The sequence below is a fragment of the Bacillus sp. 1NLA3E genome (assembly GCF_000242895.2).
GTDB lineage: Bacteria > Bacillota > Bacilli > Bacillales > Cytobacillaceae > Bacillus_BU.
The window spans coordinates 3,434,594-3,450,240 of the sequence record NC_021171.1 but is presented as its reverse complement, the minus strand read 5'-3'; the positions used below and the strand labels follow the sequence as shown (position 1 = coordinate 3,450,240).

Here is a 15,647-nt window from a genome sequence, read left to right as displayed (position 1 = left end):
CCATTATGTCCAAAAATCTCTTAGAAATATGTCGGTACACTACTAAGAACATGGGAAATCGATGTCGAAAAAACAATTTCCTCATTGTAATTCTTTTGTAAAAAAATATTTTTTCGGCGGCTAACTCTTGTGTAATCTAGTGATGCATAATCCGACAAAAAGCATTTATTGAGAAGGTTTACCAACAATGATAACATGTAAATAACAGAAAATACGGATAATTGTAAAAAAGGAATCATAGAGTATTAGTTTAGGAAAAGACCGATACCTCCAGGATATGAGTGAAGAAGGTACGAAGGGACAAGATTGAAATATAAATACACAGATATAAAGGTGGAGAGGGTGAATAAAATGAGAACCAGTATTTCCTTTCGAATTAAAAAGAAAACAGTAGACTTGACACGAATTCAAACATTGTTAAAGAGTAAAATTGGTTTATGGATCGATGGCAACATCTTCTGGATTCAAAACGGGACTGAAAAACTCATCCCTAAGAAAGCAATTTCTATTAAAATAAATCAAAAGGGTATCCATTCTAAAATAAAGTTTTTGGATATTTTTGTAACAAATCATAATGAGATCAAAAAAGACCTGAAATTAATTGTAATGCATCATTTTGATAAATATTCAAAAAATGATTTTACATTTATATCACCAACTGAAAAGGTGATTTTCCATCTTGCAAATCGTAATTTGTATTTAGTTAATGGTCAAATCAACGGAACCTTAATTGATGACTATACGGTTCAGCCCTCATGGAATATTTATACAGAAAAATTTTGGGATAGTCAGAGGAAAGGGACATTAAAGTATCAGCCGATGTCCCAGGGCCCTTCAACCAGTATTTTTACATTAAATATGGAAATTCCAGCCTTTAAAACACTTCAGGCAAATACATGGAAGATCTCAGGTATTGCAAAAGGCGACCTTCTTCGATTAAATCATTTGGTTTTAAAAAACACACTAGCTTTTCCATATAATAAGTGATATTATAGAAAAGTCGTATGAGCGAACTAGCTTTAAATTGTTTGGAGGGAAATACTATGCGCGTGAATATTACGTTAGCTTGCACAGAGTGTGGAGATCGTAACTATATTTCAACAAAAAATAAACGTAACAATCCTGATCGTCTTGAGCTTAAAAAATATTGCCCAAGAGAAAAACGTACAACAGCACATCGTGAAACAAAATAAGCAGTGGGAGCTTCCTGCTGCTTTTTTTGTTGCCTAAATTTAAGTCATTTAAGTCGGAATGAAGGCACTATATTCCCTTTTTTAAAGATAGGTTCTTTTCTAAAAGATTGTTTTTTTTTAATAGGTTTTGTGAAAAGCAAACCGTTGATAAAGAAGTTGATTGGAGCGGAAGGTGCGAGACTCCTGCGGGAGCAGCGGGACAGGTGAGACCCCGCAGGCGCTTTAGCGCCGAGGAGGCTCACCGCCCGCCCCGCGGAAAGCGAGCATCCTGGAGCGGAAATCAACCACACTACTCTTTTAATAAATAGCAACAAAGTTTACGAAAACAGCCTAAAGATATGATTTGTGAAGAGGTGTTGTCCTTTGGAAAAAAATAAACTTCGCCAAGAAATGAAACAGAAATTAGCATCCCAACAAAAAAAGGTTTACGAAGAAAAGTCAGATAAGATTGCTCAAAACCTTTTCAAAGATTTGAGTTGGGTTAACGCCAAAACGGTTGGGATAACGATATCCAATCCTCCAGAAGTGGATACATATCAAATAATTAAAAAAGCTTGGGAGCTCGGAAAAACAGTGGTTGTGCCGAAGTGTCAACCGAAAAATAGGCAGCTTCGTTTTAGGGTGATAGAGCATTTTTCCCAACTTGAGAAAGTATTCTTTGGCCTATATGAACCGATAGAGTCTATTACAAGCGAAGTTGATTCACACATGATTGATTTGCTCATTGTACCAGGTCTTGCTTTTTCTAGGGAAGGATATAGGATGGGATTCGGTGGCGGGTATTATGATCGATACCTTAAGAATTATCATGGAGACAAGCTGTCATTATGTTTTGATATTCAAATTGTCCCGCATCTTCCTGTTGAAGATCACGATCTACCTGTTGCAAAGATCATAACGGATCATGAGGTTATTAATACAAATGGTTAACATTATACTGTATATAGTTGTTATTTTAGCTACTGTTTTTTCTGGCTATTACCTTCGATACTTAACTTTTTCTGGTTCTGTGACAGCCGCAGCAGTTGGGATTTCTGTTGCACTTGGGTTTGGCTGGAAAGGATTAGTGTTATTGGGGCTATTTTTTTCTACATCAAGTTTATGGTCAAAGTTTAAGGATGATTTTAAGAGTCAAATTGAGCAAAAAAATGCAAAAGGTTCTCGGAGAGATTGGCAACAAGTACTTGCAAACGGTGGCATTGCTGTTGTTTCTAGTTTGCTTTTCTTTTATTATGAACACCCAATCTGGATTTTGGCGTTTTCAGTATCAATCGCAAGTGCAAATTCGGACACGTGGGCTTCTGAAATTGGAACTTTAAGTAAGCACCCGCCATTGTTCATTAGAACTTTCAAAAGGTCAGAAAAAGGAACTTCCGGTGCGGTTAGCCTGCTTGGATCCTTCGCAGCGCTCTTGGGCTCCCTCCTAATTGCTGTTTTTGCTACTTTCCTTTTTAAGTTGGATTTATATTATCTTTCCTTCATCTTCCTGTTTGGCTTTTTGGGCAATGTTTTCGACACTATTATGGGGGCCTTTCTACAAGCTTCCTACCTCTGTCCTATTTGCCAAACTGAAACGGAAAAAACAATCCATTGTAACCAACGGACAAAGCTAAAAAGAGGGATTCCATTTATGAATAATGAAGTTGTTAACTTCCTTTCAGGTCTTTTAGCAACAATTGTCGGTACCCTGTGCTTCTTAAAATAAATGTAACGATTTCTTCATAAAGCTTACGCTTACATTAGAAAAATTGACTTGAAAATGTTTGTGAAATAATGCACAATCTAATTAGCAGCAAAAATAACGTGTTTTTTTAGGCATCATGGAAATAATGATAAAAGAAATCTTATTATTCCGGAGGGTACAAAAATGATAGGTCGAGTGAATAGAGTCGCTTTAATTGGTACTGGTGCAGTTGGATCTAGTTATGCATTTGCTATGTTAAACCAAGGTGTAGTTGAAGAATTTGTACTAATTGATTTAAATAAGGAGAAGTCTGAAGGAGACGCAATGGATTTAAATCATGGTTTACCATTTGCCCCTTCAGCAACGAAAATCTGGTTTGGTGATTATGCTGATTGTAAAGATGCTGATATAGTGGTAATTTGTGCAGGTGCAAATCAAAAACCTGGTGAAACAAGACTTGATCTTGTTGGGAAAAATACAGCAATCTTTAAAGGGATTGTCGAACAAGTTATGGGAAGTGGCTTTGACGGAATTTTCGTCGTGGCAACTAATCCAGTGGATATTTTAACGTACGTAACGTGGAAATTTTCAGGCCTTCCAAAAGAACGAATTATCGGTTCTGGAACCATTTTAGATACAGCACGTTTCCGTTATTTGCTAGGTGATTATTTTGCTGTTGACCCGCGTAATGTCCATGCTTATATTATTGGAGAACATGGAGACACAGAGTTGCCAGTCTGGAGTCAAGCTGATATCGCTGGGCTACCTATCTCAGATTGGACAAAGAATAAACCGAATTTCCAACAAGAAGATCTAGATACGCTTTTCTTGAACGTTAGAGATGCGGCCTACCAAATTATCCAACGCAAAGGTGCAACCTTCTATGGGATAGCCATGGGACTCGTAAGGCTTACAAAAGCCATTTTACAAAATGAAAATTCAGTGTTAACTGTCTCTGCTTATTTGGAAAATAAGTATGGACAGGATGATGTTTTTATTGGTGTTCCAGCAGTTGTGAACCGAAATGGTATCCGTGAGGTAGTCGAAATAACCTTAAGCAAAGAGGAACAGGAGAAATTCAGCCATTCCTCATCTGTTCTAAAAAATCTTTTAGGAACCATTTTTCCTAAATAGTTTTATGAAAAAGACTGTCTACTAGAGGCCACTGCAAAACACTTACATTTTTTAGAAGAAACGCCCTTCGGGGCGTTTTTTTGTTAAAATAAAGATATATTAATTATCTGTATTGGAGTTTAAGCAATGTTACTTAATCATAATCAATCAAGCCTATCCTTTCATTCGGACCTATATTCTTTTGTGCCAGAAAATCATATTTTAAGACGCGTTCATGAACTAGTGGACTTTTCCTTTATTAATAATTTAGTTAAAGAATCATATAGTGAGTTTTACGGTAGACCTGCAAATGAGCCTGAATTGTTGTTTCGTCTCCTATTTCTCCAATTCCTTTATAATTTATCGGATGAAAGAGTAATTGAGGATTCGCAATACAATTTAGCCTATAAGTGGTTTTTAGGTTTAAATCCAGAAGATAATTTACCAGATGCTTCCCAACTTAGCCGATTCCGTGTACATAGACTAGGAGCAAATAGGGTTGAAATGGTTCTTGAGCATATTGTAAAACAATGTGTAGAAAAAGGATTGATTCAGTCTAAGGCTCTGATTATTGATTCAACTCATACTCTTGCTAACGCAGCCAAGGAAAAGCCATTAGATGTTTTGAAAAAAGCAGCTAATCGTCTTCTAAAAGGGGTAAAGAAACAGTATTCCAGTCTTTATAAAAAGCTTCCAACATTTCCAAAATTAAAGGGAACGGATGAGGAAAAGGCGAAACAACTTTTGCAATATTTAGTAGAACTAAAGGATCTATTAGATGAAAAACTCCCAGATGCCGAAGGCAGCTTGCTTGAAAAGATAAACATCGTAAAGCAAATTGTTGATGATGAGAGACTTTTAACTAACAAAGGGATTGCATCTGCAGTTGACCCAGATGCACGTTTTGGAAGGAAATCTAAGTCAAGATCTTTTTATGGATATAAGAATCACATTGCTATGACTGAAGAAGAAATCATTACTGCCATTCATGTTACTCCAGGAAATGAAGATGATGGAAAACAGCTACAAACTTTGGTTAACAAGACAAAAGAACAACAAATAACGATTGATGAAGTTCTTGCCGATACAGCATATTCTAGAAAGGAAAATTTAACCTTCCTTCAAACAGATGAGATTAAAGCTTCGATTCCTTTAAGTCCAGCAGTCTATGGAATTCGAGAAGATGATAAATTTCAATATGACAAGGAAAATGACGAAGTTATATGCCCTGCAGGGCATACAAGTATAAGGAAGGCTAAAACTGGAAGAAAAGAAACGGGTACTAACCAATGCTTAACCTTTTACTTTGATACAAACCTTTGTAAAAAGTGTCCTTTCAAGGAAGATTGTTATAACAATACAAAGGAAAAAACATATTCCATAAGTATTAAATCAGAGGAACATATTCATCAGATGGCATATTTGGAATCTGATGAATATCACCAAAGAAAAGGAATTCGTTCCAAAATTGAACATAAAAATGCTGAATTAAAGAATGCACATAGAATGACCAGGGCAAAATACCGTGGTCAATTTGGTATGCGAATACAAGCGTTTCTAACAGCGTTTGTAGTAAATGTTAAGAGAATGATAAAGCTAAAAATGTCCCTTTCAGTGTGATAGAGGGAACCTAAAATTCACTATGTTCAAAAAAGGAGCCGCCAATTAATGTTTTTCATTAATTGGCGGCTCCTTTTATTAAAATCAAAATGAATTTTTTAGCCTTTTTGCAGTGGCCTCTACTAGGCAGTCTTTTTTCGTGATGTTATGCCTTTTTATTCAGGAATTATTAAGGATAAAATGGAGCAGTATATCACACACTAGTGGTAGGAGGGATGGATTATGCGAACAATAGCTTCGATATTTATGATTGGATTGGCTGGATATTTAGCGTTTCAAAATCGTTTTCGACTCATAAATGTCCTGTTAGGAAGTGGATTTACACGGAAGCTGTTTGTTGGATCATTACTAAGTATTCCTGGAATTCGAAATAAGATGATGCAGACCGTTTTCTCGGGACCAACTGAATGGTAAAAAGGCCTAAATAGGTCTTTTTATTTTTTCTAAAATAGGTAAGTTTGGTTTTATCCTAAGTAATGAAACTCTTGGTCATTTCATTTTATGAATAAATTTAAATATAGTTTATAATAATTTAAATAATAAAAAATCTGCAGACTAAAAACTGCTAATAAAATAATGATAGCCATGCATGTTCAGAGAGAAAGTAGGGGAAGAGTTGGATTTCCAAGAGGATTATTTATTTTGGAGGTTGGCAGATTTTCTAATAATCAATCAAGATTATCGTCTTGTTCAAATGGCCAGCAATGATCAAGAACTTTGGCTTGAAAATGTTTCAAATAAACAAGCGCAACTGATCAGAATTGTTCGACGGAATTTGGATTGGAGCAATTCGCTACAGAGAGATATAGAAATAATTTCATCCGTAGGAGAAAGGTTTAGGAAACGATATTTACGAGGGGAATTACATTTAATTAATATTTACGTAACTCCTTATCCACCTGTGGATGATTATCAATTTCTAATCGATAAGCCATATTTAAATCAAGAGAGTAATAAAACGATCATTACAACTACATTACTAGAGTCAAATCAATTATCCAACTCGCTAAAAGGACTAAGTGACTGTCTCGGTTATCAAATTCCGATTGCATTAGAAAAGGAATATGATGAACAGGATATTAGCTTCCTTAAGCAAATTGCCATATCTCATTCCGCTAATAAGTTGAAAAAAGAAAAGGCAATATTTGAGAATGGAAAGCCATTTTTTACATATATTTTGTTAGTAATCCAAATTGCGGTTTTACTTGTAATGGAGTTAAACGGGGGAAGCACTAATTCAACTACCCTTATTAAGTTTGGTGCGAAGTTTAACCCGTTAATTATTGAAGGTCAATGGTGGCGGTTCTTGACCCCTATTTTCATCCATATAGGTTTCTTGCATTTAATTATGAATTCAATTGCATTATATTATATAGGACCCTTGGTTGAGAGGATTTATGGGAATTTTCGCTTTATTTTAATTTATTTGTTTGCCGGTTTTACAGGAGTATTAGCGAGCTTTGCTTTTAGTGCTAATTTATCAGCAGGGGCAAGTGGGGCCATTTTTGGCTGTTTTGGTGCGTTACTATATTTTGGTCTTATTTATCCAAAGTTATTTTTCCGAACTATGGGAATGAATATCCTGGTCGTAATCGGTCTTAATCTTGCTTTTGGGTTTTCCATGCAAGGAATCGATAATGCAGGACATATAGGTGGATTGATTGGTGGATTTCTTGCATCCGGAATTCTCTATTTTCCAAAAGGGAAAAAACCACTTTTACAAACAGCATTTTTAGTTATCAGCTTGGCTGCAGTATTTGGTTTCCTTCAATTAGGATATGGAGATTCAACTAAAGCTGTTGATACTCATTCAAGCTTTGTATTGGCTCAAACCTATGTTGAAAATGGGGATTACGACCAAGCATATACCGTGCTTAAGGATGTCCAAGATAATGGGGAGAAATCTGCTGAACTATTATTTCTTCTTTCCTACGTTGAAATCAAAAAAGGGATGGAGAATGAGGCGAAAGACCATCTACTGGAAGTCATAAAAATCGATTCGAGTTTTGATGAAGCTTATTACAATTTGGCGCTTGTCTGTATAAATGAACAACAACTAGAAAAAGCAAAAGAGTATGCTCAAAAGGCATTAAAATTGAAGCCGGAAAAAACAGAATACAAAGAGCTAGTGAAAAAAATAAATGCTTATTTAGCACAAAGCTCTGGTGTTGGAGAATCGTTATAGAATAAGAGGGAATGCATCCAGTGAAGATGCATTCAGATTGTCGAAAAAGGTTATTTTCTCGGCAATTTTTCATTTTGTCAGAACATTAAATGCCGATTTTTAATATGAGATTGTCTATGCTAAGGACCTGTTGATCTCCGCTCCAGGTGCTTCGCTTTCCGCGGGGCGGGCGGTGAGCCTCCTCGTCGCTAACGCTCCTGTGGGGTCTCACCTGTCCCGCTGCTCCCGCAGGAGTCTTCGCACCTTCCGCTCCAATCAACAGAGGGCAAATCAACCTAAAGAATTGCAACACACCTTATCCAACCTGACAAAATGTGTTGCAATTTTTTTGTTTTTTGGCAGGCTGCAGTAAGGAGAGCCTGTTCACTTACATTCTTCAATCCCCGTAACCGGCAGTAGGGAAGCACATGGAGCTCTTTTGAGTCTGCGAAGCATCGCTCAATTTTTTCTTTTCTAAATTTATAAAGCATTTTTCCTGATTTAGATAAGCGATTTAACCTTACCTTTTCCTTGTGTTGCTCCCAAACATGTCGTGTTACAACTTTTACCTTTTCTTTTAATGGCTTTTTGCCGTGTTTGATTCTATCCTCTTCTATTGCCTTGCTTAAGTCATCAAAATATTCCCGAGTATTCACTTCCACTTCTTGTTTTGTAAACTTGTGTTTATTTGCTTTTGCCTTTAAGTGTGTAGAATCTGTAAATAAAACACGTCCGCCAACCATCTTATGATTTATCGCTAGAAGAACAATCTCATCAAAAAGCTCTTGAAAAATATTTGTATCCTTAAAACGGTGTTGACGAATAAAACTAATCGAAGAGTGATATGAACTGGTTCCTTGAATTTCAAACCTAAAAACCAGCGGAAGGCGACGTTTGTCCTTATTTCTCTTTCTAATTATCGTTCAGAACGAATGCCATAAAGATAACCAATAAACATCATTGTAAAAAGAATAAGGGGATCAGTAGGGCATCCGTTATCATCGCTATAATAAGGACGGACCTTTTCAAGTAGAAACGAAAAATCGATATATTTGCAATCAAGCGAAGAAGGTGATTGTCTGGGACTAATTCATCAATAGACACAAATTCATATTCACTTTAGCTAGACTCTTTTGGCTTAACATTGATTTCGCCACTTATTTTTATTATTTATTGGTTGAGTGGAAGGTCTGTATTGGAACCGCCCTGTTGATTGGAGTGGAAGACGCGAAGACTCCTGCGGGAGCAGCGGGACAGGTGAGACCCCGCAGGCGCTTAAGCGCCGAGGAGGCTCACCGCCCGCCCCGCGGAAAGCGAAGCGTCTGGAACGGAAATCAACAGACCTATTGAACAGCCTATTTATTAATAACTCAACTTTCGCACCCAGAAAAATGTGCTAAGCTTAAATGTCTGTAAAGCTCGGAGTTGTTGAAATAAAGTACTTGCCCTTAAATATAGGCATGAAAAAGCACCTCTTCGTTTGGTATAGTTGATTTGTCGAGAATCACAATACCATACAGAAGAGGTGCCTCCTATATGATATCGAACAATGGTCAAAATAAGCAACTACCAAATGAACTAACATCCACATTTAAAGAATTACAAGTACTAAAGCATCTAAGAAAAGCTGGTATTACAAAGTCTCTGGGCTTTTCTTGTGGTTATCTTTTTCAATTAATTTTTTGTTTGATCTTTGAAAATAAGAATTGGTATCGGACGCTTGAAAGTAGAAAATCTGCCGATTTTCCTGCTAAGGACTCCGTCTATCGTTTCTTGAATCAGTCCACCTTTGCGTGGCGTAGATTTTTACTGTTTCTTAGTGTTCACACAATTGGAAAAGTAACGAAACTCTCGAATCATGAAAGACCGAAGGTCCTAGTATTAGATGATTCTTCTTATGATCGAAATCGTAGTAAATCCGTCGAATTACTAGCTCGTTGTTTTGATCATGCCTCTCAAAAAATGCGCTTTTATAAAGGCTTCCGTATGCTTACCCTTGGTTGGTCAGATGGTGCAACGTTCATTCCTGTGGACTTTTCTTTATTGAGCTCTAAAATAAGCCAAATTAACGGAATATCAAGTAAAATCGACAAGAGAAGCACCGGCTACAAACGCCGTCTTGAAGCCTTACAAACTGCTCCAGAGCAAATTCCTTATATGATTCAACGTGCATTGAACGCTGGGATTGATGCTTCATATGTGTTGATGGATACTTGGTTTACCCATCAACCACTTATTAAGAACATCAAAGAGCAGGGGCTTGATGTAATTGGCATGGTTAAAAATTTAAAACAACGTTACCTTGTAGATGATAAGCGTGTCAGCTTAAAGGAACTCTATCGTTTGGCAGCACCTATTCAAGGAAAAAAAGGGATTCTTCGCTCCATTCATACTACCCAAGCCAATGGAGTTGTAGTTAAAATGGTATTCGTTCAAAACCGTAATAAAAAGAGCGAATGGTTAGCGATTCTGAGTACAGACTGTACGCTAAGTGACCAAGAAATCATCAGAATTTATGGAATGAGATGGGACATTGAAGTGTTTTTCAAAACAACGAAATCCCTATTAAAACTCCAAAAGGAGTTTCAAGGTCGTTCCTATGATTCCTTAATTAGTCATACAACGATAGTTTTTGCACGATATATTGTTCTGGCCTGGCAAAACAGATGTAGTACGGACCAAAGAACATTAGGCGGTATGTTTTATGAACTTTGTGATGAAATCAGTGACCTCGATTGGGCAATTGCGCTTCAGCAATTAATCGAGCTTCTTGAAGATACCCTTAAAGAGAGTAACAAAAAAATTCAAAAGCTAATTAAAAGTCAACTACAACAATGGATCGCGGGCTTACCTAACTATATCAAGGCATACCTGCCTATTTCAGTCTGCGAAAGTTGAGTTAATAATTATTAATAAAATTATAATAAATTAACGCGGTGAATCACTAAATTTTTTAGGTGAAATAATAGACTGTCGAGAGTTTCTCGACAGCCTGAATGCATCCGGTAAAGATGCATTCTTTTTTTCGGAAATATCCTATTCTGCAGAAACTAGTAATACCTAAAATTGTATGATTTTACCTGTTCTTGTCCATGCTGTTTTATTATGTGTGAAACTATATAGCACTTAAAGGGACGAGGGATTTCAGGTGAGAACAATAAAAAATCCAGTGAAATCTAATATTGAAGAAAACATCGCTTTTTTAAGACCTGAATTAGGTATAGGAAAAAGTTTTGATTTGATTCAACTAGATGTAGAATACGCTGAGCGTAAAATGACCTTATTTATGGTCGACGGCCTTGTAAAGGATAACGCTCTGCATTTATTAATGAAGTTTCTAGCCAAGGTAAAAAAGGAACAGCTTGAATCAAATGTTCTTCAAAAACTTGTTAAAACAGACATCCCATATGTTGAAATAAGTATAGAATCTGATTTAGATAAAGTAGTGGACACCGTCTTGGCGGGACCAACTGCATTGGTAGTGGATGGTATCGATAAGGTCATCATGATCGATGCTCGTACATATCCTGTAAGGGGACCAGAAGAGCCGGACATTGAAAGAGTTGTTAGGGGTGCCAGGGATGGTTTCGTTGAAACGATTGTTTTTAATACTGCGCTTACAAGGAGACGGGTACGGGATCGAACCTTACGGATGAAATATCTCCAGGTGGGAAGGCGTTCAAAAACAGATGTGGTTGTATGTTATATAGAAGACATCGCAAATCCAGAAATGGTAAAGGAAATTATAGAGTCCATTTCGAAAATCGATACAGATGGATTACCTATGGCTGAAAAAACAATAGAGGAATTTATATCAGGCCGGCACTGGAATCCCTATCCTGTAGTAAGATATACAGAAAGGCCAGATACCGCTGCTACCCATTTGTTCGAGGGACATGTAATTATTATGGTTGACGGATCACCAAGTGTCATGATTACCCCGACAACCTTCTGGCATCATTTACAGCATGCAGAAGAGTACCGAAACAAGCCAGTAGTAGGTGCTTATTTGCGTTTTGTCCGTCATATAGCTGTTTGGACATCGCTTTTTTTATTACCCCTTTGGTTTTTGTTAGCGATTGATCCGGAATTATTGCCAAAGCAAATAGCCTATATTGGACCTGATGATCCTGGGAAAGTACCGCTGTTGCTTCAATTTTTGTTAGCGGAGGTTGGCATTGATGTTTTACGAATGGCAGCTATTCACACTCCATCGTCCTTAGCAACTGCATTAGGCCTTGTTGCGGCATTGATGATTGGCCAAGTAGCAGTTCAAGTTGGTTTGTTTACGAACGAAGTGATACTGTATTTGGCCATAGCAGCCATTGGGACGTTTGCTACTCCAAGCTATGAGTTAAGTCTTGCGAACCGGATTGTTCGAATAGGACTGTTAATCTTGACGGCCCTGTTTCATGTCTATGGTTTTGTGATTGGTGTAGTTTTATTTATTATTATGTTATCGAGAATGAATTCATTTGGCGTTCCGTATTTGTGGCCATTTATTCCCTTTAATTTCCGGGCGTTTCGTGATGTGGTCATTCGGTCACCAATCCCACTAAAAAATCGCCGACCACGTTTTTTACATCCTAAAGATCCAGATCGCTAAAATGCTAAGTAAAGAACTTCTTGAGACCCTTTCATGTTTCATTTATAATTTGAGATGAATAGGAATGTGGGGTTATACAATGAAAACTATTTATGATATCCAGCAATTCTTAAAAGGTTTTGGAACATTCATTTATGTTGGTGATCGGTTAGCCAATCTCGAATTAATGGAAGAAGAAATAAAAGAACTTTTTTATTCAAAACTGATTGAAAAGAATGAGCTTTCAAATGCTATGCAGATTTTAAGACATGAAATACAGTTTGAAAGAGAAAAGCAAGAGAGAAAAAACAGGTGATGAATTTGGCTGATAAGTGGGTTGTAGGTGTTGATTTAGGGGGTACCACCACGAAGCTTGCATTAGTTGACTCTATTGGGGACATTATTTGTAAATGGGAAATTCCAACGGATGTTACAAACTCAGGAAAAAACATTACCAAAAATATTGCTAATTCTATTGATCATAAAATTTCAGAGTTGGGAAAATCAAAATCAGATATTTTGGGGATTGGTATGGGCGCTCCAGGTCCAGTTGATTTAGAAAACGGTATCATTTACGAAGCAGTAAATCTTGGATGGAAAACAGAGTTTCCTCTTCAGCGAGAATTAGAGGCTGTTACTTCTCTACCTGCTGTTATTGACAATGACGCCAACTGTGCTGCCTTGGGGGAAATGTGGAAAGGGGCCGGAAATGGGGCCAAAGACCTTGTTTGTATAACTCTTGGAACTGGTGTTGGTGGCGGAGTTATTGCAAATGGCGATATTATTCATGGAATCAATGGGGCTGCAGGCGAAATTGGTCATATAACAGCTGTTCCAGTGGGCGGCGCACCTTGTAATTGTGGAAAGTCTGGATGCATCGAAACAATCGCTTCAGCAACTGGGATCGTGAGACTGGCAAAAGAAAAATTACATAATCAAGAGATCGATGGGGAACTTCTTCAGCTCTATAAAAAAACCGGAATGATTACAGCAAAGGATGTTTTTGATGCCGCCCGAAACGGTGATGAAGTGGCTCAAAACGTCCTTAATGATGTGACTTTGCATCTAGGACTTACCTTAGCAAATGTTGCGAACACACTTAATCCTGAAAAAATTGTCCTGGGGGGAGGAGTTTCAAAGGCAGGTGACATTCTATTGGCATCGGTTACAAAATACTTCGAAAAGTTTTCATTTATTCGAGTTGCTAAATCCACGAAGCTAACCTTAGCGACCTTAGGTAACGATGCAGGTGTTATTGGTGCTGCTTGGCTTGTGTTGAACAAAAAATAGTCTTCTCCGAATCGTTTTGTAGGATAATGGAATTAGAAAATGTTGTTAAATATTACATTTTTGGTTTACGCTTGGTTTTTAGGGAGAGTAGTCCTATGTTAAAAATAAAATGGCCAAATGGATCATTGATTATCCTTGCCACAGTTTTACTTTGGATCAAAACTTATATAGTATATAAAACTAGCTTTGATATAAACATTGAAAATTGGAGACAGGAATTTATTTTACTTATTAATCCACTGAGCTTTATTATGATTGTTTTTGGAATTAGCTTATTTATGAAAGATAAAATACGAAATCGCTACATTCTAAGTGCAAGCTTTATCATTTCAGTTATTTTATTCTCAAATGTTATCTTCTTTCGTTTTTTTAACGATTTTTTAACAATCCCTGTGTTGTTCCAGACCAGTAATATGTATGATCTAGGTAGCAGTGTTCATGAACTTGTTAGAGTTACCGATCTTTTATATTTTTTAGATTTTTTCATTCTTCTTTTACTTATTAGGATAAAACCATCTCTACGTGCTGATTTCTATGTTTCAAAAGCAACTCGCAAGGTTTATTTCCTATTTGCATTCGCAGTAGCTTTTTTAAATCTTGGATTAGCAGAAATAGAACGCCCACAATTATTAACAAGAACATTTGATCGTGAAATGCTGGTTAAAAATATTGGAGCATACAGCTACCAGTTCTATGACGTTTTTTTACAGTCTAAAACCTCTGCTCAACGGGCGTTGGCAGATGGCAGTGAACTAGTGGATATTAATAACTACATAAATGCAAATTACAAAGAACCAAATAAAGAGATGTTTGGGATTGCTAAAGGAAAAAATGTGATTTTGATTTCAATGGAATCCATGCAAAGCTTTGTCATTAATCAAAAGGAAAACGGTCAGGAGATTACCCCGTTTTTAAATCACTTTATTAAAGAGAGTTATTATTTTGATAATTTCTACCATCAAACAGGTCAAGGAAAGACGTCGGATGCTGAATTTTTAACCGAGAACTCGATCTATCCACTTAACAGAGGGGCTGTGTTTTTCACTCATTCTGGAAATGAGTATACAGCGACTCCAGAAATATTAAATAGTCATGGGTATTATACTGCTGCTTTGCATGCAAATAATAAAACCTTCTGGAACCGAGATATTATGTACCAATCTCTTGGATATCAACGTTTCTATAATATGGACGATTATCATATCAATGAGGAAAACTCTGTAGGTTGGGGACTTAAGGATAAAGACTTTTTAGAACAATCGATTCAACATTTAGAAGATATGCCAAAGCCCTTCTACGCTAAGTTTATAACACTTACCAATCATTTCCCATTTGAGCTAAGTGAAGCAGACAGTCTGATTGATCCGTATACTTCTGATGATAAAACTTTAAATAATTACTTTCCAACGGTTCGTTATACGGATGAGGCTTTCAAGAACTTTGTTCAAAAACTAAAAGGTGATGGATTATATGACGACACGGTCATTATCCTTTATGGTGACCATTACGGGATTTCTGAAAACCATAATCAAGCAATGGGTGAATTTCTGGGTAAGGAAATTACCCCTTTTGAAAATACACAATTGCAACGTGTCCCATTCTTTATCCATGTACCAGGACAAAAAGGAAAAACGATGTCTACAGTTGCAGGACAAATAGATGTTAAGCCGACCATTCTCCATTTACTTGGTATTAAAACAAAAGGAAATATTGAATTTGGATCGGATTTATTTTCTAAGGATAAGTTGGATTTCACAGTTTTAAGAGACGGAAGCTTTATTACAAAAGATTATGTCTATACAAGAGGTACTTGTTACCGAAAGGACTCAGGTGAACAAATTGAACCGAGTTATTGTGAGCCTTTTATGGGAAAGGCGAAAACAGAGCTTGAATATTCTGATAAAGTTGTTTATGGTGATTTACTTCGATTCAACAAAAATACGAAGTTACTTCCTAAATCAGGGGTAGGTCAAAAAAAATAAGCTGAGTTCTAATAGG

Annotated in this window: 13 protein-coding genes and 1 pseudogene; 13 read left to right on the top strand and 1 reads right to left on the bottom strand. The window is 36.7% G+C overall.

The window, feature by feature from the left end; genetic code table 11:
- The first annotated feature begins 342 nt into the window (after window positions 1-342).
- The 8 genes from B1NLA3E_RS16510 to B1NLA3E_RS16475 all read left to right on the top strand — a co-directional run bounded on the left by B1NLA3E_RS16510 (window position 343) and on the right by B1NLA3E_RS16475 (window position 7,795).
- A complete protein-coding gene (locus B1NLA3E_RS16510; RefSeq protein ID WP_041580624.1) occupies window positions 343-987 on the top strand; it encodes a hypothetical protein in 645 nt (214 codons plus the stop codon).
- A gap of 56 nt (window positions 988-1,043) precedes the next feature.
- Window positions 1,044-1,193 carry a 50S ribosomal protein L33 gene (rpmG, locus tag B1NLA3E_RS16505; RefSeq protein ID WP_015594975.1) on the top strand — a complete coding sequence of 50 codons (150 nt, stop codon included), beginning with the start codon at window positions 1,044-1,046 and terminating at the stop codon, window positions 1,191-1,193.
- A gap of 363 nt (window positions 1,194-1,556) precedes the next feature.
- Window positions 1,557-2,123 carry a 5-formyltetrahydrofolate cyclo-ligase gene (locus tag B1NLA3E_RS16500; RefSeq protein ID WP_015594974.1) on the top strand — a complete coding sequence of 189 codons (567 nt, stop codon included), beginning with the start codon at window positions 1,557-1,559 and terminating at the stop codon, window positions 2,121-2,123.
- The gene (locus B1NLA3E_RS16495) at window positions 2,116-2,898 is read left to right on the top strand and encodes a DUF92 domain-containing protein (RefSeq protein ID WP_015594973.1); all 783 of its coding nucleotides are present in this window, start codon (window positions 2,116-2,118) and stop codon (window positions 2,896-2,898) included. The genes B1NLA3E_RS16500 and B1NLA3E_RS16495 overlap by 8 nt, the downstream gene beginning before the upstream one ends.
- 162 nt (window positions 2,899-3,060) lie before the next feature.
- Entirely contained in the window at window positions 3,061-4,011 is a 951-nt protein-coding gene (locus B1NLA3E_RS16490; protein WP_015594972.1) for an L-lactate dehydrogenase, read from the top strand.
- A 126-nt stretch (window positions 4,012-4,137) separates the two neighbouring features.
- Entirely contained in the window at window positions 4,138-5,610 is a 1,473-nt protein-coding gene (locus tag B1NLA3E_RS16485) for an IS1182 family transposase (RefSeq protein ID WP_144061501.1), read from the top strand.
- 222 nt (window positions 5,611-5,832) lie between these two features.
- On the top strand, window positions 5,833-6,024 hold the full coding sequence (locus B1NLA3E_RS16480) for a hypothetical protein (RefSeq protein ID WP_041580623.1): 192 nt from the start codon (window positions 5,833-5,835) through the stop codon (window positions 6,022-6,024).
- 202 nt (window positions 6,025-6,226) lie between these two features.
- A complete protein-coding gene (locus B1NLA3E_RS16475; RefSeq protein WP_041580621.1) occupies window positions 6,227-7,795 on the top strand; it encodes a rhomboid family protein in 1,569 nt (522 codons plus the stop codon).
- Window positions 7,796-8,070: 275 nt separating this feature from the next.
- Here the strand turns inward: B1NLA3E_RS16475 and B1NLA3E_RS24230 are convergent.
- Window positions 8,071-8,878 (bottom strand): annotated as a pseudogene (locus B1NLA3E_RS24230) (transposase).
- Window positions 8,879-9,310: 432 nt separating this feature from the next.
- Here B1NLA3E_RS24230 and B1NLA3E_RS16460 point away from each other — a divergent pair.
- The 5 genes from B1NLA3E_RS16460 (at window position 9,311) to B1NLA3E_RS16440 (ending at window position 15,631) form a co-directional block, all read left to right on the top strand.
- Window positions 9,311-10,672 (top strand): IS4 family transposase, encoded by a 1,362-nt coding sequence (locus B1NLA3E_RS16460; RefSeq protein WP_015594968.1) that lies wholly within the window; start codon window positions 9,311-9,313, stop codon window positions 10,670-10,672.
- Window positions 10,673-10,922: 250 nt separating this feature from the next.
- Window positions 10,923-12,380, top strand: a complete 1,458-nt coding sequence (locus tag B1NLA3E_RS16455; protein WP_015594967.1) for a spore germination protein — start codon at window positions 10,923-10,925, stop codon at window positions 12,378-12,380.
- 79 nt (window positions 12,381-12,459) lie between these two features.
- Window positions 12,460-12,675, top strand: a complete 216-nt coding sequence (locus tag B1NLA3E_RS16450; RefSeq protein ID WP_015594966.1) for a YqgQ family protein — start codon at window positions 12,460-12,462, stop codon at window positions 12,673-12,675.
- A gap of 5 nt (window positions 12,676-12,680) precedes the next feature.
- Window positions 12,681-13,649, top strand: coding sequence for an ROK family glucokinase (locus tag B1NLA3E_RS16445; RefSeq protein ID WP_041581165.1), 969 nt, complete (start codon window positions 12,681-12,683; stop codon window positions 13,647-13,649).
- A gap of 95 nt (window positions 13,650-13,744) precedes the next feature.
- Window positions 13,745-15,631 (top strand): LTA synthase family protein, encoded by a 1,887-nt coding sequence (locus B1NLA3E_RS16440; protein ID WP_015594964.1) that lies wholly within the window; start codon window positions 13,745-13,747, stop codon window positions 15,629-15,631.
- Window positions 15,632-15,647: the final 16 nt, after the last annotated feature.

Coding starts and splice junctions, on each gene's coding strand:
- rpmG (WP_015594975.1), top strand. CDS start 1,044: ATGCGCGTGAATATTACGTTAGCTTGCACAGAGTGTGGAGATCGTAAC.
- B1NLA3E_RS16495 (WP_015594973.1), top strand. CDS start 2,116: ATGGTTAACATTATACTGTATATAGTTGTTATTTTAGCTACTGTTTTT.
- B1NLA3E_RS16490 (WP_015594972.1), top strand. CDS start 3,061: ATGATAGGTCGAGTGAATAGAGTCGCTTTAATTGGTACTGGTGCAGTT.
- B1NLA3E_RS16485 (WP_144061501.1), top strand. CDS start 4,138: ATGTTACTTAATCATAATCAATCAAGCCTATCCTTTCATTCGGACCTA.
- B1NLA3E_RS16480 (WP_041580623.1), top strand. CDS start 5,833: ATGCGAACAATAGCTTCGATATTTATGATTGGATTGGCTGGATATTTA.
- B1NLA3E_RS16460 (WP_015594968.1), top strand. CDS start 9,311: ATGATATCGAACAATGGTCAAAATAAGCAACTACCAAATGAACTAACA.
- B1NLA3E_RS16450 (WP_015594966.1), top strand. CDS start 12,460: ATGAAAACTATTTATGATATCCAGCAATTCTTAAAAGGTTTTGGAACA.
- B1NLA3E_RS16440 (WP_015594964.1), top strand. CDS start 13,745: ATGTTAAAAATAAAATGGCCAAATGGATCATTGATTATCCTTGCCACA.